The sequence below is a fragment of the Streptomyces fodineus genome, assembly GCF_001735805.1.
Classification (GTDB): Bacteria; Actinomycetota; Actinomycetes; order Streptomycetales; family Streptomycetaceae; genus Streptomyces; species Streptomyces fodineus.
On sequence record NZ_CP017248.1, the window covers coordinates 1,420,344 to 1,444,689 of the forward strand.

21 protein-coding genes, 1 tRNA gene and 2 pseudogenes are annotated in these 24,346 nt (G+C 72.6%); 14 read left to right on the forward strand and 10 right to left on the reverse strand.

Annotated features, from left to right (window positions below):
- Nucleotides 1-7: 7 nt before the first annotated feature.
- Nucleotides 8-1,717 carry a LuxR family transcriptional regulator AbsR2 gene (locus BFF78_RS05870; RefSeq protein ID WP_069777289.1) on the reverse strand — a complete coding sequence of 570 codons (1,710 nt, stop codon included), beginning with the start codon at nucleotides 1,715-1,717 and terminating at the stop codon, nucleotides 8-10.
- A 95-nt stretch (nucleotides 1,718-1,812) separates the two neighbouring features.
- Between BFF78_RS05870 and absR1 the strand changes: the two genes are divergently transcribed.
- A complete protein-coding gene (absR1, locus tag BFF78_RS05875) occupies nucleotides 1,813-2,898 on the forward strand; it encodes a beta-glucuronidase AbsR1 (RefSeq protein ID WP_069777290.1) in 1,086 nt (361 codons plus the stop codon).
- Nucleotides 2,899-3,007: 109 nt separating this feature from the next.
- On the opposite strand, the gene BFF78_RS05880 is transcribed toward absR1, so the two are convergent.
- From BFF78_RS05880 to BFF78_RS49660, 3 genes are all read right to left on the reverse strand, one after another.
- Complete coding sequence (locus BFF78_RS05880; protein ID WP_069777291.1) at nucleotides 3,008-4,375, reverse strand: NtaA/DmoA family FMN-dependent monooxygenase; 1,368 nt, start codon at nucleotides 4,373-4,375, stop codon at nucleotides 3,008-3,010.
- A 24-nt stretch (nucleotides 4,376-4,399) separates the two neighbouring features.
- Nucleotides 4,400-5,602: an LLM class flavin-dependent oxidoreductase gene (locus BFF78_RS05885; RefSeq protein ID WP_069777292.1), complete on the reverse strand. Its 1,203-nt coding sequence runs from the start codon at nucleotides 5,600-5,602 to the stop codon at nucleotides 4,400-4,402.
- Nucleotides 5,603-5,723: 121 nt separating this feature from the next.
- The gene (locus BFF78_RS49660) at nucleotides 5,724-5,834 is read right to left on the reverse strand and encodes a putative leader peptide (protein WP_335755307.1); all 111 of its coding nucleotides are present in this window, start codon (nucleotides 5,832-5,834) and stop codon (nucleotides 5,724-5,726) included.
- 795 nt (nucleotides 5,835-6,629) lie between these two features.
- On the opposite strand from BFF78_RS49660, the gene BFF78_RS05890 reads away from it, so the two are divergent.
- The gene (locus BFF78_RS05890; RefSeq protein ID WP_069777293.1) at nucleotides 6,630-7,832 is read left to right on the forward strand and encodes an IS110 family RNA-guided transposase; all 1,203 of its coding nucleotides are present in this window, start codon (nucleotides 6,630-6,632) and stop codon (nucleotides 7,830-7,832) included.
- 63 nt (nucleotides 7,833-7,895) lie between these two features.
- Here BFF78_RS05890 and BFF78_RS05895 read toward each other — a convergent pair whose 3' ends face one another.
- Together BFF78_RS05895 and BFF78_RS49295 are read right to left on the reverse strand one after the other, a co-directional pair.
- The gene (locus BFF78_RS05895; RefSeq protein WP_069777294.1) at nucleotides 7,896-8,783 is read right to left on the reverse strand and encodes a glutathione S-transferase C-terminal domain-containing protein; all 888 of its coding nucleotides are present in this window, start codon (nucleotides 8,781-8,783) and stop codon (nucleotides 7,896-7,898) included.
- 63 nt (nucleotides 8,784-8,846) lie between these two features.
- Nucleotides 8,847-8,969 (reverse strand): putative leader peptide, encoded by a 123-nt coding sequence (locus BFF78_RS49295; RefSeq protein WP_257786863.1) that lies wholly within the window; start codon nucleotides 8,967-8,969, stop codon nucleotides 8,847-8,849.
- A gap of 174 nt (nucleotides 8,970-9,143) precedes the next feature.
- Here BFF78_RS49295 and BFF78_RS05900 point away from each other — a divergent pair, with 174 nt between their 5' ends.
- The 8 genes from BFF78_RS05900 to BFF78_RS05935 all read left to right on the forward strand — a co-directional run bounded on the left by BFF78_RS05900 (nucleotide 9,144) and on the right by BFF78_RS05935 (nucleotide 17,955).
- Entirely contained in the window at nucleotides 9,144-10,313 is a 1,170-nt protein-coding gene (locus BFF78_RS05900) for an NAD(P)/FAD-dependent oxidoreductase (protein WP_069777295.1), read from the forward strand.
- Nucleotides 10,310-10,612 (forward strand): (2Fe-2S)-binding protein, encoded by a 303-nt coding sequence (locus BFF78_RS05905; RefSeq protein ID WP_069777296.1) that lies wholly within the window; start codon nucleotides 10,310-10,312, stop codon nucleotides 10,610-10,612. The genes BFF78_RS05900 and BFF78_RS05905 overlap by 4 nt, the downstream gene beginning before the upstream one ends.
- Nucleotides 10,605-11,993 carry an NAD(P)/FAD-dependent oxidoreductase gene (locus BFF78_RS05910; protein WP_069777297.1) on the forward strand — a complete coding sequence of 463 codons (1,389 nt, stop codon included), beginning with the start codon at nucleotides 10,605-10,607 and terminating at the stop codon, nucleotides 11,991-11,993. The genes BFF78_RS05905 and BFF78_RS05910 overlap by 8 nt, the downstream gene beginning before the upstream one ends.
- A 73-nt stretch (nucleotides 11,994-12,066) precedes the next feature.
- A complete protein-coding gene (locus BFF78_RS05915) occupies nucleotides 12,067-12,963 on the forward strand; it encodes a dihydrodipicolinate synthase family protein (RefSeq protein WP_069777298.1) in 897 nt (298 codons plus the stop codon).
- A gap of 28 nt (nucleotides 12,964-12,991) precedes the next feature.
- Nucleotides 12,992-13,993: a proline racemase family protein gene (locus tag BFF78_RS05920; RefSeq protein WP_069777299.1), complete on the forward strand. Its 1,002-nt coding sequence runs from the start codon at nucleotides 12,992-12,994 to the stop codon at nucleotides 13,991-13,993.
- Nucleotides 13,994-14,026: 33 nt separating this feature from the next.
- Nucleotides 14,027-14,728: a GntR family transcriptional regulator gene (locus BFF78_RS05925; protein WP_193433419.1), complete on the forward strand. Its 702-nt coding sequence runs from the start codon at nucleotides 14,027-14,029 to the stop codon at nucleotides 14,726-14,728.
- A 185-nt stretch (nucleotides 14,729-14,913) separates the two neighbouring features.
- Nucleotides 14,914-16,323, forward strand: coding sequence for an amino acid permease (locus BFF78_RS05930; protein ID WP_069777301.1), 1,410 nt, complete (start codon nucleotides 14,914-14,916; stop codon nucleotides 16,321-16,323).
- 84 nt (nucleotides 16,324-16,407) lie between these two features.
- Nucleotides 16,408-17,955: a carboxylesterase/lipase family protein gene (locus tag BFF78_RS05935; RefSeq protein WP_069777302.1), complete on the forward strand. Its 1,548-nt coding sequence runs from the start codon at nucleotides 16,408-16,410 to the stop codon at nucleotides 17,953-17,955.
- On the opposite strand, the gene BFF78_RS05940 is transcribed toward BFF78_RS05935, so the two are convergent.
- Nucleotides 17,937-18,626 (reverse strand): response regulator, encoded by a 690-nt coding sequence (locus tag BFF78_RS05940; protein ID WP_069777303.1) that lies wholly within the window; start codon nucleotides 18,624-18,626, stop codon nucleotides 17,937-17,939. The two genes, BFF78_RS05935 and BFF78_RS05940, sit on opposite strands and share 19 nt — an antisense overlap.
- Entirely contained in the window at nucleotides 18,626-20,290 is a 1,665-nt protein-coding gene (locus tag BFF78_RS05945; protein ID WP_227025727.1) for an ATP-binding protein, read from the reverse strand. The genes BFF78_RS05940 and BFF78_RS05945 overlap by 1 nt, the downstream gene beginning before the upstream one ends.
- A gap of 237 nt (nucleotides 20,291-20,527) precedes the next feature.
- Here BFF78_RS05945 and BFF78_RS05950 point away from each other — a divergent pair, with 237 nt between their 5' ends.
- The 3 genes from BFF78_RS05950 to BFF78_RS05960 are packed head-to-tail and all read left to right on the forward strand — an operon-like array spanning nucleotide 20,528 to nucleotide 23,402.
- Nucleotides 20,528-21,388: an ABC transporter ATP-binding protein gene (locus BFF78_RS05950; protein WP_079161164.1), complete on the forward strand. Its 861-nt coding sequence runs from the start codon at nucleotides 20,528-20,530 to the stop codon at nucleotides 21,386-21,388.
- Nucleotides 21,385-22,263, forward strand: coding sequence for an ABC transporter permease (locus tag BFF78_RS05955; RefSeq protein ID WP_069777305.1), 879 nt, complete (start codon nucleotides 21,385-21,387; stop codon nucleotides 22,261-22,263). Before BFF78_RS05950 ends, BFF78_RS05955 begins: the two co-directional genes overlap by 4 nt.
- 53 nt (nucleotides 22,264-22,316) lie before the next feature.
- On the forward strand, nucleotides 22,317-23,402 hold the full coding sequence (locus tag BFF78_RS05960; RefSeq protein ID WP_069777306.1) for an ABC transporter substrate-binding protein: 1,086 nt from the start codon (nucleotides 22,317-22,319) through the stop codon (nucleotides 23,400-23,402).
- Nucleotides 23,403-23,479: 77 nt separating this feature from the next.
- Here BFF78_RS05960 and BFF78_RS05965 read toward each other — a convergent pair.
- A tRNA-Pro gene (locus tag BFF78_RS05965) sits at nucleotides 23,480-23,553 on the reverse strand.
- A gap of 45 nt (nucleotides 23,554-23,598) precedes the next feature.
- Nucleotides 23,599-24,003: pseudogene (locus BFF78_RS05970) on the reverse strand (MFS transporter); the annotation flags it as partial.
- Nucleotides 24,004-24,007: 4 nt separating this feature from the next.
- Here BFF78_RS05970 and BFF78_RS05975 point away from each other — a divergent pair.
- Nucleotides 24,008-24,331: pseudogene (locus BFF78_RS05975) on the forward strand (SbtR family transcriptional regulator); the annotation flags it as partial.
- Between the last annotated feature and the right edge of the window lie 15 nt (nucleotides 24,332-24,346).

Sequence of the window (24,346 nt, forward strand, 5' to 3'; positions counted from 1 at the left end):
AACGCCTCTACGCCGATTCGCACAGCGAGGGCAGCGCTCCCCGGTCACCGGTACCGAGGCGGCTGTACGCGCTGTACAGATGATTGCCCACGGTCCGCACGGACAGGGTCAGCCGCTCGGCGATCTCCCGGTTGCTGAGCCCCGCCGCCGCGAGCGTGACGATCTGCCGCTGCCGGGCGGTGAGTTCACCGAGGACCAGCCCGGCCAACGCCGGCGTCCGCGCACCCTGGCAGCGCCGCACGAGCGCTACCGCACGGGTACGGGACATCCGCGCGGCACCCGGATCCCGGTGCACCCGCCCGGCCTGCGCCCGGGCCTCGGCCGCGAACAGCAGGAAGCCGCGCTCCTCCAGATCCTCGGCGGCCCGGTCCAGACCGTCCCCGTCCCCCCGCGCCAGCGCGTCGGCGTGCCGCGCGAACACACTGCCCGCGGGCAGCCGCCCGGCAACCCGTTCGGGATCACCGAGGCGTACGGCGTCGTACCGGGCGTACACGCCATCGTCCCCGCTGCGGCACAACTCACCGTCGGCCAGGCGGAGTTCAGCGCGGCAACCCGCATCGCCCGGCGCCTCCCGCAACCCCTCACGGGCCCAGGCGGCGGCATCCCGAACCTCCCCCCGCAGCCGCGCGAACCGGGCGCGCACGGCGGCGTACCCGGCCGGGAGCACCGCGCCTTCCGCCACCAGCCACTCCCCCACCGGGGTGGGCACCGGCCGCACGTCAAGCTGTTCTATCGCCCGTAGCAGGACCCGTCGTTCGGCCTCGAGGGCCGGTCCGTGGTCCCGTGGCGCACCGACCAGCCGTCGGGTCCGGAGCCGGCCGGCCGTGGCCCGCAGGGCCGCCCCGTGCAGGGGGTGGGCGAGGGTGACGGCGCCACCCTGGTCGTCGACGTGGATCAGACCGTCCGCCTCCAGACACTCCAGGACGTCCAGATCGAGGTCGTCCAGCGGCAGGGGCAGCGGCTCGGCGAAGGCCAGACGCTCCAGCATGTCCCGTTCGCCCGGGCGGGGGCGTTCGAGCACCGGCGCGAGTCGCTCCCGTACGGCCGCGGTGACCGGCAGCGCCCCGCGCCAGGCCCGCTCATCCGTACCGGGAACGGGCATCAGCCGCCCGGCCGTGCCGAGCGCGGCGAGCACGTCCCGCAGCAGCCGCAGATCGCCCCGGCAGATCCGGTGCAGGCGGCGCACCGTGAGCGGTTCGAGACCGGCCGCGGCGACGAGCTGGGTGATGTCCTCGCAGGACAGGGGTTCGAGGGCGAGCCGGGGCAGCAGCTCCCCGGTCCACAGCCGGGACACCGCGCCGGGCACGGGTACGCCGTCAGAGGCGGCCACGACGAGCCGGGTGCGGCCGTGCACGGCGAGCTGGTGGACGAGGGCGGCGGATGCCTCGTCGAGTAGCTGGGCGTCGTCCACGACGAGGAGCCGTACCCCGGACAGGATCCGCACCGCGCGGTGCAGCGAGACGGTGTCGGGCAGCAGGTGGGCGAAGGCGGCGAAGGGCAGGGCCCGGGCCTCGGGCGTGCCGGTCACGCGGGCGTGCTCGGTGCCCCGGACCGCCTCCGTGATCAGCCTGGTCTTGCCGTGCCCGGCCGGTCCGGTCACCACGATGCCGTGCCGGCCGGCCGCCCACGAGCCGCGCACCAGCTCCAGTTCGTCGTCCCGGCCGGTGAACGGCCAGGGCAGTGCCGGCGTCTTCGCGTCCTGTTCGTAAGTCCTCACATCGTCCAGAGGGCGGGTACTCAGTTTTGATACAGGGCGACTTGAGTAGCCCTCGACTCAGGCGTGCGGCGCCGGCGGGCAGGCAGGCTGGCGGCATGACCCGACGTCTCTGCTCGCTGCCGCGGCAGCCGGCCCCGTGCTTCGCACCGGGGCTGACGGCCGAGCGGCTGGGCGCGCTGCTCGCCGGGCGGCGGATGTGGGTCAACGGCACGGTGTTGCACTACTCCTTCTTCGCCGACGACTCCGCCGCCTCGCTGATCCCGGCTCCCCGGACCGGTGAGCTGCGCCGGGTGCCGTGGGCCGGCGGCGAGGAGCAGCGGGACGTGGTCCGCGACGCCTTCCGCGAGTGGCAGGGGCTCGGCATCGGCGTCACCTTCGCCGAGGTCGGCGACCCGCGCGAGGCGGAGCTGCGGATCGGGTTCCAGTCCGGCGGCGGTTCCTGGTCGGCGGTGGGCCGCGAGGCGCTGTCGGTGGGCCGCAGCGAGCGCACCATGAACCTGGGCTGGGACGTGACCGGGCCCGGGGAGCGCGGCACGGTGCTGCACGAGATCGGGCACGCGCTGGGCATGGTGCACGAGCACCAGAGCCCGTACGCCGGGCTCCACTGGGACGACGAGGCCGTGTACGCCGAGCTGGCCGGACCGCCGAACTTCTGGACCCGGGAGACGACGTACACGAACGTCCTGCGCGAGCTGGACGCCGGTGAGGCGAGCGGCTCGGCGTGGGATCCGCAGTCGGTGATGACGTTCCCGTTCGGGCCGGGGCTGGTCCTGGAGCCGGAGCAGTACCGCGGGGGGCTGTCTCCGTCGGGCGGTCCGTCCCCGGCCGACAAGGAGTTCGTGCTGCGCTGGTATCCGCCCGTGGACCCCACGGGGCCGGCCGCGCTGGTGCCGTTCCGGTCGGCGCCGCTCGGTCTGGGGCCGGGCGAGCAGGCCGACTTCGCCGTCGAGCCGCCGGAGACCCGCGACTACGCCGTGGGCACCTTCGGCGACGCCGACACGGTGCTGGTGGTCTTCGAGGAGCGCGACGGGGTGCCGCGCTTCCTCGCGGGCCACGACGACGGCGGCACCCAGGACAACGCCGTCGTCCGCGTCCGGTTCGTCAAGGGCCGGCGCTATGTCGTCCGCGTCCGCCTGTACTCCACCTGGGGCTCCGGAGAGACAGCGGTCATGTGCTGGTGACGGCACACGGGCACCACCGACCACACTCCGGCGCCGGGGGAAGCGGTCGCGGTCGTCACCCACGGGGGAGGTGACGACCGCGGCCCCACCGGTGCGTCCATGGGCGAGGTCACCCGGGTGTGGCCCAGCCCGCGTCCGGGTGGGCGAGGCCGAGGTGGTCGCGCAGGGTCGTGCCCTCGTACTCGGTGCGGAACACGCCCTGTTCCTGGAGCAGGGGGACGACCTCGTCGGCGAAGGAGTCGAGACCGCCGGGGGTGATGTGCGGGACGAGGATGAAGCCGTCGGAGGCGTCCGCCTGCACGAAGTCGTCGATGGTCCGGGCGACCGTGGCCGGGGAGCCGACGAAGCTCTGGCGGTTGCCGGTGTTGATGACCAGGTCGCGGATGGACCACTTGTTGGCCTCGGCGAGCTGCCGCCACTCGCGGGCGATGGCGATCGGGTCCCGGTACATCCGCACCTGGGCCCGGCCCCGCGAGATGTGCTCCTCGCTCACCAAGGGGTCGATGTCGGGCAGCGGGCCCTCCGGGTCGTACCCGGACAGGTCCCGGTTCCAGACGAACTCCAGGTGTTTGATGGCGGTCGCGCCGCTCACCTGCTGCCTGCGCACCTCACGGGCGAGTTCGGCGGCCTCCTGGTCGGTGTCGCCGAGGACGAAGGTCGCGGCGGGCAGGATGAGCAGCTGCTCCGGCCGGCGCCCGTACCGGGCGAGGCGGGACTTGACGTCCGTGTAGAAGTCCTGGCCCTCCTTCAGCGTGGCGTATCTGCTGAAGATCGCGTCCGCACTGGAGGCGGCGAACTCGCGGCCCTCGTCGGAGTCGCCCGCCTGGAAGACGACGGGACGGCCCTGCGGGGAGCGCGGGACGTTGAACCGGCCGTGGATGTCGAAGTGCTGCCCGCGGTGGACGAAGGCCCCAGCCTTGGCGTCCTTGAGGAAGATGCCGGCGGCCTGGTCGGCGAGGATCTCGTCACCACGCCAGGAGTCGAACAGTTCGTTCGCGGTGGCGAGGAACTCCTTGGCGCGCGAGTAGCGCTCCTGCTGCGGAAGGAAGCCCCCGCGGCGGAAGTTCTCGCCGGTGAAGGCGTCCCAGGAGGTGACCACGTTCCACGCGGAGCGCCCACCGGAGAGATGGTCGAGGCTCGCGAACTGGCGGGCCACCTCGTACGGCTCGTTGAACGTGGAGTTGATGGTGCCGGTCAGGCCGAGCCGGTCGGTGACGGCGGCCAGTGCGGCCAGCACCGTGAAGGTGTCGGGGCGGCCGACGACGTCCAGGTCGTAGATCTTGCCGCCCTGTTCGCGCAGCCTGAGCCCCTCGGCGAGGAACAGGAAGTCGAACTTGGCGCGTTCGGCGGTCTGCGCGAAGTGCACGAAGGAGTCGAACTCGATGTGGCTGCCGGCGGCCGGGTCGCTCCACACCGTGGTGTTGTTGACGCCGGGGAAGTGGGCGGCCAGGTGGATCTGCTTCAGCGGCTTGCTCATGGGGTGCGGTCGTCCTCTCCGGCGTCAGGCTGCGGCATAGCGGTTGGCGGGGCGGGCCAGGCCGAGCAGGCCGCGCAGGGTGCCGGCCTCGTAGGCGTCGCGAAAGCGGCCCCGGCGCTGGAGTTCGGGCACCAGGTCGCGGCTGATGCGCGGCAGGTCATGGCCGGCGACGGCGGGCCGCAGCCGGAACCCGGTCAGCCCTCCGCCCGCCAACTCCTCCAGGACATCGGCGAGTTCGGCGGCAGTGCCGGTGAAGATCCGGGCGTCACCGGTGTACGGCTCTCCCGCGAGCGTGTCCAGCCTCTCCCGCCGGGCCTCTGCCTCGGCCCGGCTGTCGTCGAGGAAGACGACGAGGTCGCCGAAGACATGCAGGGGCTCACCGGCGCGGCCCGCCGTGTGCTGCTCGGCGCGGATCTCGGCGACGATCGCGCGGGCCTGGTCCACGTCGTGCGGGGTGACGTAGCCGATGTCGGCCTGGCGGGCGATCAGCCGGTACGGGACCGTCTGGTGGGCCAGGGCGGTGACCGGCGGCTGGCCCTGGGGCGGGCGCGGCGTGATCGAGGGGCCCTTGACGCTGAAGTGGCGGCCCTCGAAGTCGATGTAGTGCAGCTTGTCCCGGTCGATGAAGCGCCCCGTCGCCGCGTCCCGGATCTCGGCGTCGTCCTCCCAGCTGTCCCAGAGCCGGCGCACCACGTCCACATAATCGGCGGCCTCGTCGAGCAGTTCGGTGATCAGGTCCTGGGCGGCCGGGCTGTCGTAGGCCTCGATCCGGTCGAGGGTACGGCGGCCGAAGTGGGCGGCCTCGTGCGGCCGGGCGCTGATCTGCACGCGCAGGCCCGCGCGGCCGGTGCTGACGTAGTCGAGGGTGGCGATCGCCTTGGAGATGTGGAACGGCTCGGTGTGCGTGGCCACCACGGTCGGCACCAGGCCTATGTGCCGGGTGAGGGGGGCGACGCGGGAGGCGATGAGGACCGCGTCGAGCCGGCCGCGTACCTGGTCGGTGCGCTCGTCGGGGTCGAGGACGTGCGAGGACTGCGGGCCGAGGCCGTCCTCGAGGGTGACGAAGTCGATCAGGCCGCGCTCGGCCTCGGCGACCAGGTCGGCCCAGTAACCGGCGGTGAACAGGTCCCGGGGGCGGGCGCCCGGCTCGCGCCAGGACGCGGGGTGCCAGCCGGTGCCGTCCAGTGCGACGGCAAGGTGCAGGTGGGAAGGGGAAGTTGAGGACACGTCGGTGCCTTCCTTGATGTCCGTACGAGAACACCGGCTCGCGCGGGCAGGCGTCGGCGAGGGCGAGCGAGCGCGGCAGGAGGAGACCCGGGCCTTCAGACGGGTCAGGCCGGGGAAAAGGTCAGCGGCGACAGAGCGCGGCGGACACGCGCTGGAGGTCTATGTGCGGCCGGGAGTGCAGACGGACGGAGCGGTACGGCTGCGGGGCACACGGCGGGAGTATGCGGGTCATGGCCGTCACCTCCGTCCGTCGGGCGCGGCGGGTCGGGTCGCCCGCCTGGTGAATCTCGTCAACACGCACAACGACCGGCCACCTTCGCTTGTTCCCGCGCCGCGGATCTTTTCGTATGTGCCGCGGCGCGAGTCGGCTGTGCTTGAAAAGGCTATGACGGAGCGTCGGCGGTGGCGCCTGCCCTTCGGCGGGGGAGACGACGGCGCCTTGGGAATCACTCATGGCGGGCTCCGGCTTGAGACGGTCACCCCGGGCCGGGGCACGCGAGCGCGGGCGGCGACGGCACTACGGCACGAGACGGCGACGGCCGCGCGGGGGAACCGGAGGCCGGCGGGCAACGGCACACCACGGGGCGGTGTGCGTCGGATACGCGGGGGCTGGAAGGGGGCGTCGGCCCTGGCAGCGGGCAGAGCCCGGTACGGCACACAGCGCGCTGTCGACGCGGAGGAGATCGACGGCGCGGTCGGCGACGAGGAGCCCGCGTACGGCCGTACGCGGCCCTGGACGCGGCTCGCGGCCGTCCTGGGGCCCCCGTTATCTTCTTCGCGGTCCTGCAAGAGGACCGCTGGCCTCCGGGCCCGGCATGGCTGGTCCCCCCTGTCGAAAGCATGACCTGGGGGGTGGTGCCACCGGGCCCGAGAGGCGCCGTTGGAGACGCTGATGAGAGGTCCGACTACCGCCTGGCCCGGCGCAACGCCCGGCCGCTTGCGGGCGGCAGGTCTGCATAACGTGGATGCGCGCATACGACGCCAACGCCCTGGCCAGCACCGCACGAACCCCCCTCTGGAGGATGGGTTGGACGACATCGACGACGTGGGCGTCTTCCTCGGCCTGGACGTCGGCAAGAGCGCCCATCACGGGCACGGGCTGACCCCGGCCGGCAAGAAGGTCTTCGACAAGCAGCTGCCCAACAGCGAGCCGAAGCTGCGGGCCGTCTTCGACAAGCTGGCCGCGAAGTTCGGCACTGTGCTGGTGATCGTGGATCAGCCCGCCTCGATCGGAGCACTCCCGCTCACGGTCGCCCGGGCCGCCGGCTGCAAGGTCGCCTACCTGCCCGGCTTGTCCATGCGGCGGATCGCCGATCTCTACCCGGGCGAGGCGAAGACCGACGCGAAGGACGCCGCGGTGATCGCGGACGCCGCACGGACCATGCCGCACACCCTGCGCTCGTTGGAACTGACCGACGAGATCACCGCCGAGCTGACCGTGCTGGTGGGCTTCGACCAGGATCTCGCGGCCGAGGCGACTCGCACCTCGAACCGGATACGCGGCCTGCTCACCCAGTTCCACCCCAGCCTGGAGCGCGTCCTGGGCCCGCGCCTGGACCACCCCGCCGTGACCTGGCTGCTGGAACGCTACGGATCCCCAGCCGCCCTGCGGAAAGCCGGACGCCGCAAGCTGGTTGAGGTGATCCGGCCCAAGGCTCCGCGCATGGCCCAGCGGCTGATCGACGAGGTGTTCGATGCACTCGACGAGCAGACCGTCGTGGTCCCGGGCACCGGCACCCTCGACCTGGTGATCCCGTCACTGGCCCGTTCGCTCGCGGCCGTCCACGAACAGCGACGAGCCCTGGAAGCACAGATCGGACAGCTGCTGGAGGCTCACCCTCTTTCCGCGGTCCTGACCTCGATTCCGGGGGTCGCGGTCAGGACCGCCGCCACCTTGCTGGTCACCGTCGGCGACGGCACCAGCTTCCCCACCGCCGCCCACCTGGCCTCCTACGCCGGCCTCGCCCCGACCACCAAGTCATCGGGAACCTCGATCCACGGCGAACACGCGCCCAGAGGCGGCAACCGGCAACTCAAGCGGGCGATGTTCCTGTCCGCGTTCGCCGCCCTGCACGATCCCGCCTCCCGCACCTACTACGACCGATGCCGGGCCCGCGGGAAGACCCACACCCAGGCCCTCCTCCGTCTGGCCCGCCAGCGGATCAACGTGCTGTTCGCCATGCTCCGCGACGGCACCTTCTACGAACCCAGAACCCCACGCCTCGCTTGACGAAAGACATAGAGGCACCCCCCCCGCGACGCCAGGGTCGGAGTGGACGCCGTCCGCTCGCTCTCACCCGCGGGAGGCGTCCCCGGCATCTGCGGCATGGCCCGCCCAGTCCAGGATCTGGACGGCGGCCCCGGCGGCCTCCAGGCCTTGGCAGCGGCCGTGGTGGCGGCGGGAGATGCCGTCGAGGTCCAGGTGGCGGCCGAACGCGGGATGCGTGGCCAGGCGGCGGGCGTAGGCCCACAGGGCGCGGTGGCCGGCGATGCGGTGCACGGCGGAGGCGTCGAGGTGGCAGCGGTGGACGGTGTCCAACTGCACCAGTGTCACCCACAGTTCGACATCGGCGGCGGTGAGCCGGTCGTCGACCAGGTAGTCCTCGCCGGTCAGCCGGTTCTCCAGCCGGCCCAGGGTGTCGAGGAGGACATCGAGGGCGGCGGCCCGCTCGGCCGGGTCGGCACCGGCCTTCCCGGCGCGCTGCGCGGCCTCCTCGATCCCCTCGGCGCACATCCGCTCGACGGCCTCGATCACGGACTCCTGGTCGCACGGGTACAGGGCGGTGCGGCCCTCGTACGGGAAGCGGTCGAGGTCGCGCAGGATGTCGCCGGCCCGGGTACTGACGATCCGTCCGGACCAGTCGTCGCTGAGCACGGGCGCGAGGGCCGGGCCGGTGTAGTGGTGGGCGCTCGCCTCGTACAGCGGGCGCAGCGCGGAGTGGCCTCCGCCGGGACAGTCCGGGACGGCGGGCAGGAACGTGACGGGACAGCTCCCGCCCAGGCCGAGAAGGCTGTGCGCGACCGCGAGGCGCAGCCCGTCGGGGCAGGCGGTCGACAGGTGGAGCCGGTAGCGGTGCGGCACGGCGTAGTGGCCACTGCGCGCGTCCCGGCCGATCCGGCCCCGGAAGACGGGGGCGGTGCGGTGGACGGACGGGACTGCGGCGAGCGGAGCGATGGACATGCGTCTCCCCTGGTGGTGGGCGTGCGGAGTGCGGTGTCGGCCGATGGGCGCGCGGCGCCCGGCTCAGCGGGGAAGGCTGATCGCGCTGCAGACGCGCAGCAGGTCGATGTGCCGGCGGGAGGTGAGCAGGGGGGCGCACAACGGCGTGCGGCCCGCGAGGCCGGTGACCGTGTCGAGGCGCGTCATCATTCCCTACCTGTTCACTAGGATTCTCACTCTGGAGTGTCGATCCGGCATCCGGCGACGTCAAGGGGGCGTCCACGCCTAGGACAAGGGCTGACGCACTCGACGGCGCCGAGCCGAAAAACAACAAGCCGCCAAGGTCTCCTCAGCGCGTGCGCTATGTGACATAGTACTGGCGTGGCAAAGCGACTGACCTGCGATGTCGTAGTAGTCGGCGCCGGCATGGTCGGCGCGGCCTGCGCACTGTACGCCGCACGGGCGGGCCTCGCCGTGCGGGTGGTGGACCGGGGCCCGGTGTCCGGCGGCACCACCGGCGCCGGCGAGGGCAACCTGCTCGTCTCCGACAAGGAACCCGGCCCCGAACTCGGCCTCGCCCTGCTGTCGGCCCGGCTGTGGGCGCGGCTGGGCGACGAGTTGGGTACGGCTGTCGAGTACGAACCCAAGGGCGGCCTGGTCGTCGCCTCCACTCCCGAGACGCTCACCGCCCTGCACACGTTCGCCGAGGACCAGCGGGCGGCAGGAGTGGTGACCACACCGGTGCCCGCGGATGAACTCCCCTCCCTGGAGCCACACTTGGTCAGCGGCATGGCCGGCGGCGTGCACTATCCGCAGGACGCCCAGGTCATGCCCGCCCTCGCCGCCGCCCACCTGCTGCGCGCCTCCGGCGCCCGCCTGCACACGGGCCGGACCGTGACCGGGGTGCTGCGCACCGCCGACGGCGCGGTGGCCGGTGTCCGCACCGACCGGGGCGACCTGCACGCCCCGGCGGTGGTGAACGCGGCCGGCACCTGGGGCGGCGACCTCGCCGCGCTCGCCGGCGTCCGGCTGCCGGTACTGCCGCGGCGCGGCTTCGTCCTGGTCACCGAGCCGCTGCCACGGCTGGTCCGGCACAAGGTGTACGCCGCGGACTACGTGGCCGACGTCGCGAGCGACTCGGCGGCCCTGCGCACCTCGCCGGTGGTGGAGGGCACGGCCGCCGGTCCGGTGCTGATCGGCGCGAGCCGGGAGCGGGTCGGCTTCGACCGCTCGCTGTCGCTTCCGGCCGTACGGGCGCTCGCGGCCGGCGCGATCGGCCTGTTCCCCTTCCTGGAGCGGGTGCGCGCCCTGCGGACGTACGCGGGCTTCCGGCCGTATCTGCCCGACCACCTTCCGGCGATCGGCCCCGACCCCCGCACGCCGGGGCTGTACCACGCCTGCGGTCACGAGGGCGCCGGCATCGGACTGGCCACCGGCACCGGGCAGCTGATCGCCCAGGCGCTCACCGGCAAGACACCGGAGCTGGACCTCACGCCGTTCCGGCCGGAGCGGTTCGAGGGCTACGACACCGACGGAGGCGACACGCCGTGAATCCCCTGGAGTTGGCCCGGGCTCGGCCGGGCGAGGCCTTCACCGTCACCTTCGACGGCCGGCCCCTCCCGGCTCTGCCCGGGCAGACGGTCGCGGCGGCGCTGTGGGCGGCGGGCGTCACCGCCTGGCGCACCACCCGCGGCACCGGCCGGCCCCGCGGGGTGTTCTGCGGGATCGGGGTGTGCTTCGACTGCCTCGTGACCGTCAACGGCCGTGCGAACCAACGGGCTTGCCTGGTGCCGGTGCACCCGGGCGATGTGATCCGCACTCAGGAGGGGACGGGCCGGGACGATGACTGAGCGAGCTCATCTGGCCGTCGTCGGGGCGGGCCCGGCGGGACTCGCCGGGGCACTGGCGGCGGCCGCCCGGGGCGTCCGGGTCACCCTCGTCGACGCGGCCGAGCAGGCGGGCGGCCAGTTCTACCGGCAGCCCGCCCGAGCCCTCGGCGCCCGCCGCGCCGAGGCCCTGCACCACCAGTGGCATACCTGGGAGCGACTGCGGGACGGCCTCGACCGGCACATCGCCGCCGGGCGCATCACCCACCGGACGGGACATCATGTCTGGTGCGTGCAGCGGGAGTCCGGCTCCTTCGCGGTGCACGCGCTGCGCGGTTGCGCACAGGAGGAAGGAGTCACCGTCCGCGCCGACGCCGTACTGCTCGCCACCGGCGGCTACGAGTGTGTGCTGCCCTTCCCGGGCTGGACGCTCCCCGGTGTCGTCACGGCGGGCGGGGCGCAGGCCATGCTCAAGGGCGGACTGGTGCTGCCCGGCCGTACGGTCGTGGTCGCCGGCACCGGACCGCTGCTGCTGCCGGTGGCCACGGGACTCGCCGCGGCCGGAGCGCGGGTGGCCGCGCTGGTCGAGTCCGCCGGTCCCAGGGCCCTGCTGCGCCGCGCGCCGGCCCTCGCCGCCGAGCCCGGCAAGCTCGCCGAAGGCGCCTGGTACGCGGGACAGTTGCTGCGCCACAGGGTCCGCACGCTGTCCCGGCACACCGTGGTGGAGGCGCACGGCACCGAACGGCTGGAGGCGGTGACGGTCGCCGCCCTGGGGAGGGACGAGCGGATCAGGCCCGGCAGCGCGCGCCGCATCCCCTGTGACACCCTCGCCGTCGGACAGGGCATGCTGGCGCACACCGACCTCGCCGAGACCCTCGGCTGCACCCTGACCGGCGAGAACGTACGGGTCGACGACGAGCAGCGCACCGACGTGCCCGGCGTCTGGGCCGCCGGGGAGACCACCGGTATCGGCGGCGCGGCCCTCGCGCTCGCCGAGGGCCACATCGCCGGCCGCTCGATCGCGGCCCGCCTGCACGGCACCGCCCCCGACCCGCGGTCGTGGGCGTCGGCCGCCCGGGCCAGGACCCGGCTGCGGAGGTTCTTCGCGGCCCTCGAGACGGTGTACGCGCCGCCCGCGGGCTGGGCGGACCGGATCACCGACGACACGGTGGTGTGCCGGTGCGAGGAGGTCACCGCCGGCCAGGTCCGTACGGCCGCCGACGCGCTCGGCGCGGGTGATCTGCGCACCGTGAAGCTGCTCACGCGGGCCGGGATGGGCTGGTGCCAGGGCCGGATGTGTGCGCCCGCGGTGGCCGGCCTGACCGGATGCCCGCTCGAGCCGGGACGCCGCCCGTTCGCCCGGCCGGTCCCGCTCGGCGTCCTGGCCGCGCTGCCGGAGGACTGATCACCCGGACCGGGACCCTGTCCATAGGTCACCGCACACAGTAATATGTCACACCTCATTGGAGGATTCCCGCATGACCCAGTCACCGAACCGCCCCTGGCACGGCGTCCTCGTCGCCACCGCCCTCCCCCTGCGCGAGGACCTCTCGATCGACTACGACCGCTATGCCGAGCACTGCTCCTGGCTGGTCGCGAACGGCTGCGACGGCGTCGTACCGAACGGCTCGCTCGGCGAGTACCAGGTACTCACCCCCGACGAGCGCGCCCGGGTGGTGGGGGCGGCCGTGGCGGCGATCGGCGGCGATCGGGTGATGCCGGGCGTCGCGGCGTACGGCTCGGCCGAGGCCCGGCGCTGGGCCGAGCAGGCGGGCGAGGCGGGCTGTGCGTCGGTGATGCTGCTGCCGCCCAACGCCTACCGCGCCGACGAGCGTTCCGTCCTCGCCCACTACGCCGAGGTCGCCCGTGCGGGCCTGCCGGTGGTGGCGTACAACAACCCGATCGACACCAAGGTCGACCTGGCGCCCGAACTCCTCGCCCGGCTGCACGGCGAGGGCCACATCCACGGCGTCAAGGAGTTCTCCGGCGACGTCCGCCGCGCCTACCGCATCGCCGAACTCGCCCCGGAACTCGACCTGTTGATCGGCGCCGACGACGTCCTGCTGGAGCTGGCGGTGGCGGGCGCCAAGGGCTGGGTGGCCGGCTACCCCAACGCGCTGCCCGCGGCCTCGGCGGAGCTGTACCGTGCCGCGGCGGCCGGAGACCTCAGCACCGCACTCCCCCTGTACCGGCAGCTCCACCCGCTGCTGCGCTGGGACTCGCGGGTGGAGTTCGTGCAGGCGATCAAACTGTCCATGGACGTCGTCGGCCGGTACGGCGGCCCGGTCCGCCCCCCGCGCGTGCCACTGACGCCCGAGCAGGAGGCACAGGTCCGCGCCGCCACCGAGAAGGCCGTAGCCGCCGGGCTCGCCTGAGCTCGCACTCGCACGAAGGAGTCGGAACATGCGCAGCAAGCTCGTCCTGCACGCCGTCGACTCGCACACCGAGGGCATGCCGACCCGGGTGATCACCGGCGGGATCGGCACCGTACCGGGTGCGACGATGAACGAGCGGCGGCTGTACTTCCGTGAACACCGCGACCCCGTCAAGCGGTTGCTGATGAACGAGCCGCGCGGTCACTCCGCGATGAGCGGCGCGATCCTCCAGCCGCCGACCCGGCCCGACTGCGACTGGGGCGTCATCTACATCGAGGTCTCCGGGTATCTGCCGATGTGCGGGCACGGCACCATCGGGGTCGCCACCGTGCTGGTCGAGACCGGCATGGTGGAGGTCGTGGAACCGGTGACCACCATCCGCCTCGACACCCCGGCGGGGCTCGTGGTCGCGGAGGTGGCGGTGGAGAACGGGGCCGCGCGGAACGTGACCCTGCGGAACGTGCCGTCGTTCGCCGCCGCCCTGGACCGCAAGATCACCCTGCCCGGCGGTCGCACGGTCACCTACGACCTCGCCTATGGCGGCAACTTCTACGCGATCCTCCCGCTCGAGTCCTTCGGGCTGCCCTTCGACCGCGCCCGCAAGGACGACATCCTCGCGGCGGGCCTGTCCCTGATGGAGGCGATCAACGCCGAGGCCGAACCGGTGCACCCCGAGGACCCGTCCATCCACGGCTGCCACCACGTACACCTCTACGCGCCGGGCGCCACCGCACGGCACTCGCGGCACGCGATGGTCATCCACCCGGGCTGGTTCGACCGCTCCCCGTGCGGCACGGGGACCAGCGCGCGCATGGCGCAACTGCATGCGCGCGGCGAACTGCCGTTGCACACCGAGTTCGTGAACGAGTCCTTCATCGGGACCCACTTCACCGGGCGGCTGCTGGGCACGACGGAGGTCGCGGGCCGCCCCGCGGTCCTGCCGAGCTTCACCGGCCGCGCCTGGATCACCGGCACCGCGCAGTATCTCCTGGACCCCACCGATCCCTTCCCGGAGGGCTTCGTCCTCTAGATCGTCCTCTAGACTCCTCTGGTGAGGCGTGACATGGCACAGGACACGAGTGGCACGGAGATGCCCGTGCTCCCCCGGCTGGGCGGCCGGCGCAGCAGTTACCGCGAGCGGGTCGCCGACGCGCTGCGCGCCGCGCTGATCGCGGGCGAGCTGCGGCCGGGCGAGGTCTACTCCGCGCCCTCGCTCGCCGCCCGCTTCGGCGTCTCCGCGACGCCGGTGCGGGAAGCGATGCTGGACCTGGCCAAGGAGGGCCTGGTCGACACCGTGCCGAACAAGGGCTTCCGGGTCACCGCGGTCTCCGACCGGCAGCTGGACGAGTACACGCACATCCGCGCGCTCATCGAGATCCCCACCGTGGTCGACCTGGCCCGCACCGCCGACGGCATCTCCCTGGAGGCACTGCGCCCTGCGGCCCGGGAGATCGTCACCGCGGCGGTCGCGGGCGACCTGATCGCCTATGTCGAGGCCGACACCCGCTTCCACCTCGGGCTGCTCGCTCTCGCGGGCAACGCCCACCTGGTCGAGGTGGTCGCCGACCTGCGCAAACGCTCCCGCCTCTACGGCCTGACGGCCCTGGTGGAGGCCGGCCGCCTGCTCGCCTCCGCCGAGGAACACCTGGAACTCCTCGACGCCCTGCTGGAACGGGACGAGCAGGCCGTACACGCGATCATGACCCGGCATCTGGGGCATGTGCGCAGTCTGTGGGCGAGCGGCGAGACCGACCGCGGGGCCTAGCGCCGTCCCGCGTCCGAGCCGCTGGATATTTCACTGCGCAAAGGTCACTCAAGCGCACTTTTTTCACGATCAGCAGGGGCGGACGACACAAGAAACGGCGATTTTGCGGCGGGTGGGCACTTCCCCGACCATGGGCTCCGTCCCGGCGATCCTGGGACATCTGTTCGATGAGAGGTCCATCCCCCATGCACGTCACCGGAACCGTCCCGCCGTCGGCTCCGGCCCCCACCGAGGCCCACGAGGTTCCCGCAGAGGGCACGCACAGCACCGCCGGCCAGCACGCCCGCCGTTTCGGTCTACCGGTCGCGACCGCGCTGGTCATGGGCAACATCATCGGCGGCGGCATCTTCCTGCTCCCCGCCTCCATCGCCCCGTACGGCTGGGTCAGCCTGATCGCCTTCGGCGTGCTGACCGTCGGCGCGATCGCCCTGGCGCTGGTCTTCGGCCGGCTCGCCGCGCGCGACCCCCGTACCGGCGGCCCCTATGTCTACACCCGCGAGGCCTTCGGTGACTTCGCCGGGTTCCTCGCCGCATGGGCGTACTGGATCACCACCTGGGTGTCGAACGCGGCGCTCGCCGTCGCCGCCGTCGGCTACCTGGACGTGCTGATCCCGGTCAACCACCACAAGTGGACCGCCTGCCTGGCGGCCCTCGCCCTGCAGTGGCTGCCGGCTCTCGCGAACTTCGCCGGCACCCGGTACGTCGGCGCGGTCCAACTGGTGTCGACGGTGCTGAAGTTCGTGCCGCTGCTGCTCGTCGCGGTCGGCGGCCTGTTCTTCTTCGACCCCTCCCGGCTCGGGCCGTTCAACGCGAGCGGGCACAGCGCGATCGGTGCCGTCTCCGCCTCCGCCGCCCTGCTGCTGTTCTCCTACCTCGGGGTGGAGTCCGCCGCCGTGAGCGCCGGCGAGGTCAGGGACGCCCGCCGTAACGTGGGGCGGGCCACCGTCATCGGTACCGCGGGCGCCGCGCTGGTCTATCTGCTGGGCACGCTGTCCGTCTTCGGCACGGTCGCGCACGACCGGCTGGTGGCCTCCACGGCGCCCTTCTCCGACGCCGTGAACACGATGTTCGGCGGCGGCTGGGGCGGTACGGCGGTGGCGCTCGCGGCGCTGGTGTCGATGACCGGCTGCCTCAACGGCTGGACCCTGCTGAGCGCGCAGACCCCGTACGCCGCCGCGAAGGACGGTCTCTTCCCGGCGGCCTTCGCCCGCCGCCGCCGGGGCGTGCCGACGGTCGGCGTCGGCGTCACGGTCGTGCTGTCCTCGCTGCTCACGGCGTACAACTACCTGTCGGGCTCGGCGAAGGTCTTCGACGTCCTGGTCCTCGTCACCACGTTCACCGCGACCGTGCCGTACCTGCTGGCGACGGCGGCGCAGCTCTTCCACCTGGTCTCCGGCAGGTCGGTGGACCGGGCACGGCTGGTGCGGGACTCGGTGATCACCGCGATCGCGGCCGCCTTCTCCGTCTGGCTGATGGCGGGCGCCGGCTACGCGGCGGTGTACCAGGGCGTGCTGTTCCTGTTCGTCGGGGTCCTGGTCTACGCGGTGATGGCGGCGCGGCGGCAGCGGAGGACCGCGGAGACCGGCACCCCGTAAATCGCTCGCCGCTCACGGTGCCCCGGCGGGATGATGCCCGGCGGCGGTCGCGCGACCGACGCGCCGCCCGGGAGGGGAACCGTGATGACGACCGCAGGGTCCGGACCCACCGGCTTCGAGCCCGAGGTGCGCACGGCGGCCGGGGTGCTGCGCGGCCGTACGGAGGAGGGTGTGGCGGTCTTCCGTGGCGTTCCGTTCGCCGAACCGCCGGTGGGTTCGCTCCGTTTCACGGCGCCCCGGCCGGCCGGTGGCTGGGACGGGGTGCGCGAGGCCGTGTCGTACGGCCCTCCGCCGCCGCAGGCCGGGTACTTCGGCATGGACGCGATGGCGCGGAACGCGGGCACCGACTGGCTGACGGTCAACGTCTGGTCGCCCGATCCGTCCCCCTCAGCGGCGCTGCCCGTCCTGGTGTGGGTCCAGGGCGGCGCGTACGGCATCGGCACCTCAGGGCTGCCCGAGTACGACGGGGCCCGGCTCGCGCGGGAGGGCGGCCTGGTCCTGGTGACGTTCAACTACCGTGTGGGCATGGAGGGTTTCGCCCATGTCGGCGGAGCTCCCGCCAACCGGGGTCTGCTCGATCAGGTGGCGGCACTGGAGTGGGTGCGCGACAGCATCGGAGCCTTCGGGGGCGATCCGGGCCGGGTCACGGTCTTCGGCCAGTCGGCGGGGGCCGGGTCGATCGCCGCGCTCCTGGCCATGCCGCGCGCGGCGGGACTCTTCCGCCGGGCGATCGCGCAGAGCGTCCCGGGGACGTTCTTCTCCCCGGAGCTCGCCGCCGACATCGCCGCCGCCGTGGCCGCCGAGCTGGGGCTGCGGCCCACCGTGGCCGAACTGTCGGCGGTGTCACCGCAGCGGCTGGCCGCCGCGGGGGACGCGGTCGCCGCCAAGTCGCCCTCTTTCGACGGGCGTTGGGGGCAGCCGGCGCTCCGGTCGATCCCGTTCTCGCCCGTCGTCGACGGTGACGTCCTGCCGGTCACTCCGTGGCAGGCCCTGGCCGGTGGCGCCGGCCGGGACATCGACCTCGTCGTCGGCCACACCCGCGAGGAACAGCGGCTGTTCACCGCGCTGGAGGGAGCTCTCGGCCAGGTGACCGAGGAGCAGGCCGCGACCGCGCTGGAGGTCTTCGCCCCGGGACCGGACGGCGCCCACCGCTACCGCGCCGGCTTCCCGGCCGCCGGACCGGAAGAGCTGTACGAACTGGTCCACTCCGACTGGCTGTTCCGCATGCCGAGCCTCCATCTCGCCGACGCCCAGATCAGCGGCGGCGGACGTGCCCACATGTACGAACTGACCTGGCCCGCGCCCGGGATGGGCGGTGTCCTCGGCGCCTGCCACGGCCTCGACGTGCCGCTGGTGTTCGGCAACCTCCGCAGCGGGCAGCCCGCCGCGCTGATCGGCGAGCGCCCCTCCCCCGCCGCGGAGGAGGTGTCCGCGTCGTTGCGCACCGCGTGGTCGGCCTTCGCCGCACACGGCGACCCCGGCTGGCCGGCCTACGACAGGGAGCGGCGCCTCACCCGGATCTTCGGCGAACAGCCGTCGGTGACGCCCTACCCGGAGGAGACCTCCCGGCTGCTCTGGCAGGACCACCTCTTTCCGGCGCTGCCGCTGCTCGGTCAGGAGACGATGCGGTAGAGGTGCTCCGGACGCCCGGCCGCGCCGTAGCGGAGCTCCAGGCGGACCATGCCCTCCTTGACCAGGTAGGACAGATAGCGCTGGGCCGTGGCGCGGGAGACGCCGGTGAGTTCGGCCGCCTCCGCCGCCGACACCGGGCCGCTCGCGGCGCGCAGCGCCTGGTGGACCAGGGTCAGGGTGGGCGCCGAGTGCCCCTTGGCCGGCACCCGCGGCACGGCGGGCGGCCGGGCGGCGCTGAACAGGGCGTCCACATCGGCCTGATCGGTCTCGGCGGCCGGGCCGAGCACCTCCACGCGGTGCTGGAGCTCCCGGTAGGCGGTGAGCCGCTCGCACAGGTCGGGCGAGCCGAACGGCTTGACCAGGTAGCCCACGGCACCGAGCTTCATGGCGGTGCGCACCGACTCGATGTCCCGGTCCGCGGTGATCATCAGGGCGTCGGGCCGGGCACCGCCCTCGTCCCCCGTGAGCCGGCGCAGCACGTCGAGCCCGCTGCCGTCGGGCAGGAAGATGTCGAGCAGCAGCAGGTCGGGGCGCAGGGTGCGGACCGCCTCCAGCGCCTCGGCGACGCTCGCCGCCTCGCCGACCACGTCGAAACCCGGGACGCGGCTCACGTACTCGCTGTGGATGTGGCTCACCCGGAAGTCGTCGTCCACGACCAGGGTCCGGATCATCAGCGCTCGCCTCCCACCGGCAACGCCGTGGTGAACAGTGCGCCCCGCGGCGCCGAGGCCGTCTCGGGCAGGGGCAGTACGACCGTGAAGACCGCGCCGGGTCCCTCGCTGACCGTGATGGTGCCGCCGTGCCGTTGCACCAGCCGGTGCACCAGGGCCAGTCCGAGGCCGCGCCGGGCGGTGCCCCGTTCCGGCCGGGTCGACCAGCCGTCCTCGAAGATCGACTCGACCGACTCAGGCGGGATCCCCGGGCCGGTGTCCGCGACCCGGACCCGCACCTCGTGGGAGCTCTCGGTCAGGGTGAGCCGTACCTCGCGGCCGCCCGCCGGGCGCGGACCCGTGCCGGCCGCGTCGACCGCGTTGTCCAGCAGGTTCCCGGCGATGGTCAGCAGCCGGTGCAGGTGCGGCGGGTCCTCGCCGAGGGCGGAGTCGTCGGTCAGCACGATCCGTACGCCGCGTTCGGTGGCGACGGTGGTCTTGGCCACGACCAGACCGACCATGAGGGAGTTGCCGATCCGCTTGCGCACGGACTCGGTGAGCGCCTGGCCGGCGCCGGCCGCGCCGACGGCGAACTCGTAGGCGTCGTCGTACTCCCCGATGTCGAGCAGGCCGGCCAGGGTGTGCATGCGGTTGGTGAACTCGTGCTGCTGGGCCCGGAGCGCGTCGGTCAGGCCCCGCACGGAGTCCAGTTCGCGCAGCAGTCCGACCAGCTCGGTGCGGTCCCGTACGGTGACCACGGCGCCGAGTTCCCGGCCGTGCAGGGTGACCGGCATGCGGTTGACGACGAGGCAGTGCTCGTCGGTCAGGACGCTGACGTCAGTGCCGGTCAGGGTGCCGTCCAGGGCGCGGCGCAGCCGGCCGTCGGGCAGCACCTCCTCGACGGTCCTGCCGAGCGCGGTGCCGAGGCCGAGCAGCCGGCGTGCCTCGTCGTTCACGACGGTGATCCGGCCGTCGGGGTCGAAGGCGACGACGCCCTCGCGGATGCCGTGCAGCATCGCCTCGCGGTCCTGCAGCAGTCCGGCGATCTCCTCCAGCTCCAGCCCGAACGTGGTCCGCTTCAGCCGTCTGGCCAGCAGATACGCGGCCGCGGAACCGAGCGCGGTGGCGATCGCGGCGTACAGGCCGAAGGTGGGCAGCTCGCGCCACAGCTCGCTGAGCACATGCCGTTCCGGGATGCCCACCGACACCTCGCCGACCAGCTTGCCCGTCGGCCCGTACAGCGGGGCCTTGCCGTTGGCGGAGCGCCCGGTCGCGCCCTGGTCGGTGCCGACGTGCGTCCGCCCGTCCAGCACCACGATCGGCTCGGCCACCGGCGAGCCGACCAGCCGCGCCATGGGGTGCGAGTGGCGGACGCCGTGCAGGTCGATCACCACCACGTAGGACGCCCCCGACGCCCGCCGGATCCGCTCGGCGGCGCTCTGCACCACGGCACCCCCGTCGCCGTACTCCATGGCCCGTCGGATCTGCGGGTCCGCGGCCGCGGTCTGCGCGATGCCCACGGCCCGTTGCTCGTAGGTGCGGTCGAGCGCGGAGCGCTGCGCGAAGGCGAACAGGACGAATCCGATGGCGCCCGTGAGCGCCAGGATGAGGAGCTGGCTGGCGAGGATCCGCGCGGAGAGTCTCCCTCTCCCGCCGCGCCCGATCCGCATACGGATGGGTGTCACAGGTGCCTCTTCGCCTCTGTCCCGCGTGGTGCCGGGCCGGCCCGACGCCGGACCCGTGGTGGCGTGATTGTGCCTGATGGCCGAAATCCTGCCCAGCCCCGTTTCACTGAGCAGAATGAGCAGAACCCCGGTTAACGCGGCTTTCGCGAGATACCTGGGAAACAGCGACGTAACACCGGGTGGCCTCTAGCGTCTGCCTTCCTCGACCCCACGAGGTGTGGAAGGAGACGGCCTCACATGGCTTCGCGAAACGATGTCGCGACGAGCCCGATCGCCGGTGCAGCAGAGCGCGAGGACGCGCGCATCGAGATCTCCGGGCTCACCAAGCGATTCCTGACCCCTGCCGGTGAGGTGTTCACGGCGCTGCAAGGCGTTTCGTTCACCGTGGAGCCGGGCCAGTTCTGTGCGGTGGTCGGCCCCACCGGCTGCGGCAAGTCGACCACGCTCGGCATGGTGTCCGGGCTCGACCGGCCCAGCGAGGGCTCGGTGAAGGTGGGCGGCCGGGAGGTGGACGGCGTCACCGACGGCGTCAGCTTCATGTTCCAGGCGGACGCGCTGCTGCCCTGGAAGACCGTCCTCGGCAATGTGCTCATGGGCCCGGTATTCCGCGGCGTCCCCAAGCAGCAGGCGCAGGCCTCGGCGCGCGACTGGCTGCGCCGGGTCGGCCTTTCCGGGTTCGAGGACCGCTACCCGCACCAGCTCTCCGGTGGGATGCGCAAGCGCGTGGCGATGGCCGCGGCGCTGATCAACGAACCCAAGATCCTGATCATGGACGAGCCGTTCGGCGCCCTGGACGTGCAGACCAAGGCGATCATGTCGACCGAACTGCTGGACCTGTGGGAGCAGATCCGTCCGTCGGTCATCTTCATCACCCACGACCTCGACGAGGCCGTGGCGCTCGCCGACCGGGTCGTGGTCATGACGTCCAGCCCCGGCTCGGTCAAGGCCGTTTTCGACATCGACCTGCCGCGCCCGCGCGGCTCGGTCCAGGAGATCCGCTACCAGCCCCGCTTCATCGAACTCCAGCACCAGATCTGGGACACGCTGCGCGAAGAGGTGGAGCGCGCCTACGCACGCACCGCAGGAGGAAAGGCATGAGCACGACGTCCACCGCTTCCGCCGTCCCGGTCGCCGACGGCGGGCACGCCTCGGCCGCGGCCGCCGCCAAACGGGCCGCACGACGCCGCGTCGCACTGGTGTGGGCGGGCCGCCTCGGCCTCGCCGCGTTCGTCCTCGGCGGCTGGCAGGCGTTCACCACCTGGGGCATCGTCGACCCGTTCTTCTTCGGGCAGCCGTCCGGGATCTGGCAGCGGCTGATCGACCTCTTCCAGAACGGCACCGAGTTCGGGTCCTTCTACGCGAACATCTGGACCACCATCCAGGAGGCGCTCGTCGGCTTCGCCCTCGGTGCCGTCACCGGGGTCGTCTTCGGCGTCGCGCTGGGCCAGAGCCGCTATCTGTCGGACGTCCTCGGTCCCTACATCAAGATGGTGAACGCGATCCCGCGTATCGTCCTCGGCTCGATCTTCATCGTCGCCTTCGGCATCGGCGTCACCCCGAAGATCCTGCTCGCCGCCGTGCTGGTGTTCTTCATCGTCTTCTTCAACGCCTTCCAGGGCGTCCGCGAGGTCGACCGCAACATCCTCGCCAACGCCCGGGTGCTCGGCGCCTCCCAGCTGCAGATCATCCGGCATGTCGTCGTGCCGTCCGCGCTGACCTGGATCATCGCCAGCCTGCACAGCGCCTTCGGCTTCGCCATCGTCGGCGCGCTGGTCGGCGAGGTGCTCGGCTCGCAGAGTGGCCTCGGCCTCGTCATCAAGACCGCGCAGAACAACTTCGACCCCAACGGGGTGTTCGCCACGATGCTCGTCATCGCGGTGATCGTGCTCGGCGCGGAGTGGCTGATCGGCAAGCTCGAGCACCGGCTGCTCGCCTGGCGTCCGCCGGCCCCTTCCGAGGCCAACAGCCTCTGATCCCCCTCCACTTCCCCCCGCTTTTCGAACATCCCGACACCGAAAGAGCCGCCATGTTCAACAGAACCCTCACCGCATCCCTCGTCACCGTCCTCGCCCTCGGCGCCGCCACCGCGTGTTCCAGCAGCTCCTCCGGCTCCGGTTCGGGCGGCTCCGGCGGGACGCCGACCGTCAAGATCATGGTCGGCGGCATCGACAAGCAGATCTACCTGCCCTACCAGCTCGCCCAGAACCTCGGCTTCTACAAGAAGTACGGCGTCAACGTCGTGCTGAGCACCGAGCAGGACGGCGGCACCGGCGCCGAGGACGCCATGGCGTCGGGGCAGGTGGACATGGCGGGCGCCTGGTACAACCACACGATCGACTTCCAGGTGAAGGGCAAGGCGGTGGAGGACGTCGTCCAGCTGTCCGGCGCGCCGGGCGAGCGGGAGATGTGCGCCACCAAGAGCGGGGTGCACTCGGCCGCGGACTTCAAGGGCAAGACGCTGGGCGTCACCGACCTTGGCTCGGGCACCGACACCCTCACCCAGTTCCTGGCCGCGAAGAAGGGCGTGAAGACCGGCGACTTCCACCGGATAGGCGTGGGCGCGGGCTCCACCGCCATCGCCGCGCTGCAGAACGGCAAGGTCGCCTGTGTGATGACGACGCAGCCGACGGTCGCGGCGATCGAGAAGAAGGGCGTCGGCTACTCGGCGGTCGACGTCGCCACCACCTCGGGTGCCAAGGCGGCGACGGGCGGCGCCTGGCCGGCCGCCGGGGTCATCGCCCGTACCGACTGGGTGAACTCGCACAAGGACGCGGTGCAGAAGGTCGTCGACGCGCTCGTGGCCACCATGCACTGGATCGACAAGCACAGCGCGGCCGACATCGCCGACAAGCTGCCGCAGTCGTTCGTGCAGAACCAGCTGGTCACCAAGGCCGACTACATCTCGGCCCTGACCCAGGACAAGGGGCAGTTCCTCCCGGACGGCATCATGCCGGCCGGCGGTCCCAAGAACGTCCTGACCACGGAGGAGCTGGTGGGCCACGCGACCTCGAAGGTGAACCTCGGCCCCACGTTCACCAACGACTTCGCCCTCGCGGCCAACAAGAAGGAGGGCTTCACCACCACGACGACCCCGGCGGGGGCGACCGGCTGACCCCGCGTCACACGGATACGGCCAAGTGGCCGTGCCGGATCACTCCGGCACGGCCACTGACCCGCGTCTTCCGCACGTCGGGACGACAGGATTTGAACCTGCGACCCCTTGACCCCCAGTCAAGTGCGCTACCAAGCTGCGCCACGTCCCGTTGCGGTCCCACCCGGGGTGTCCCGTGTGATCACGCAGGTCAACCCTACCGCACCCGTGCAGGTGCCTGTGTCACCCCCGTCGCGGCGGGGTTCGTCGTACGGCCCTGGCTGCGGGCCGGGACGAGGAGGGCGGCGCCGGCCGCGGCGAGGCAGAGGAGGGCGAGCAGGGCCCAGCCGTGGGTGTAGCCGGAGGCGTAGGGCAGGCCGGAGGGCTGGAGGCGGCCGGTGACCAGGACGCTGGTGACGGCGGCGCCGATGGAGCCGCCGATGGTGCGGATGTTGGCGTTCATGCCGGTCGCGGCGCCGGTCTGCTCGGGCGGGACGCTGCCGACGATGAGGTTGGCCATGGAGGCGAAGGCAGGTCCGATGCCGAGGCCGAACAGGCCGGCGACCACGGCTATCTGCCACTGGGCGTCATGCCAGAGGGTGAGGAATCCGCAGGCCGGCGCGGCGGCCGAGGAGGTCGCGGGCCTGGAGCCGTGGGAGGCCCTGACGTCCTGGCTGGACCGGTTCGCCGGGTACATGGTCACCAAGCTCGCGGTGCGCGAGGCACTCGACGACGAGTCGGAGATCTTCCAGGCCAGCCGCGACTCGATGTACTCCGCGGGGGGCCCGCTGCTGGAGCGCGCCCAGGGGGCGGGCATGGCCCGCACGGACATGGACTTCACCGACCTGCTGCGGATGGTCGCCGGGATCACAGCCACGGCCTTCGACGACGACGGCCGGCGCGACCGGGTCCTCGCGATCGCGCTGGACGGGGTCCGCACCGGCTGCTGAGACCGGTGGGCGCCG

Coding starts and splice junctions, on each gene's coding strand:
- absR1 (WP_069777290.1), top strand. CDS start 1,813: ATGACCCGACGTCTCTGCTCGCTGCCGCGGCAGCCGGCCCCGTGCTTC.
- BFF78_RS05880 (WP_069777291.1), bottom strand. CDS start 4,375: ATGAGCAAGCCGCTGAAGCAGATCCACCTGGCCGCCCACTTCCCCGGC.
- BFF78_RS49660 (WP_335755307.1), bottom strand. CDS start 5,834: ATGACCCGCATACTCCCGCCGTGTGCCCCGCAGCCGTACCGCTCCGTC.
- BFF78_RS05895 (WP_069777294.1), bottom strand. CDS start 8,783: ATGTCCATCGCTCCGCTCGCCGCAGTCCCGTCCGTCCACCGCACCGCC.
- BFF78_RS49295 (WP_257786863.1), bottom strand. CDS start 8,969: ATGACGCGCCTCGACACGGTCACCGGCCTCGCGGGCCGCACGCCGTTG.
- BFF78_RS05910 (WP_069777297.1), top strand. CDS start 10,605: ATGACTGAGCGAGCTCATCTGGCCGTCGTCGGGGCGGGCCCGGCGGGA.
- BFF78_RS05915 (WP_069777298.1), top strand. CDS start 12,067: ATGACCCAGTCACCGAACCGCCCCTGGCACGGCGTCCTCGTCGCCACC.
- BFF78_RS05920 (WP_069777299.1), top strand. CDS start 12,992: ATGCGCAGCAAGCTCGTCCTGCACGCCGTCGACTCGCACACCGAGGGC.
- BFF78_RS05925 (WP_193433419.1), top strand. CDS start 14,027: ATGGCACAGGACACGAGTGGCACGGAGATGCCCGTGCTCCCCCGGCTG.
- BFF78_RS05930 (WP_069777301.1), top strand. CDS start 14,914: ATGCACGTCACCGGAACCGTCCCGCCGTCGGCTCCGGCCCCCACCGAG.
- BFF78_RS05935 (WP_069777302.1), top strand. CDS start 16,408: ATGACGACCGCAGGGTCCGGACCCACCGGCTTCGAGCCCGAGGTGCGC.
- BFF78_RS05940 (WP_069777303.1), bottom strand. CDS start 18,626: ATGATCCGGACCCTGGTCGTGGACGACGACTTCCGGGTGAGCCACATC.
- BFF78_RS05950 (WP_079161164.1), top strand. CDS start 20,528: ATGGCTTCGCGAAACGATGTCGCGACGAGCCCGATCGCCGGTGCAGCA.
- BFF78_RS05955 (WP_069777305.1), top strand. CDS start 21,385: ATGAGCACGACGTCCACCGCTTCCGCCGTCCCGGTCGCCGACGGCGGG.
- BFF78_RS05960 (WP_069777306.1), top strand. CDS start 22,317: ATGTTCAACAGAACCCTCACCGCATCCCTCGTCACCGTCCTCGCCCTC.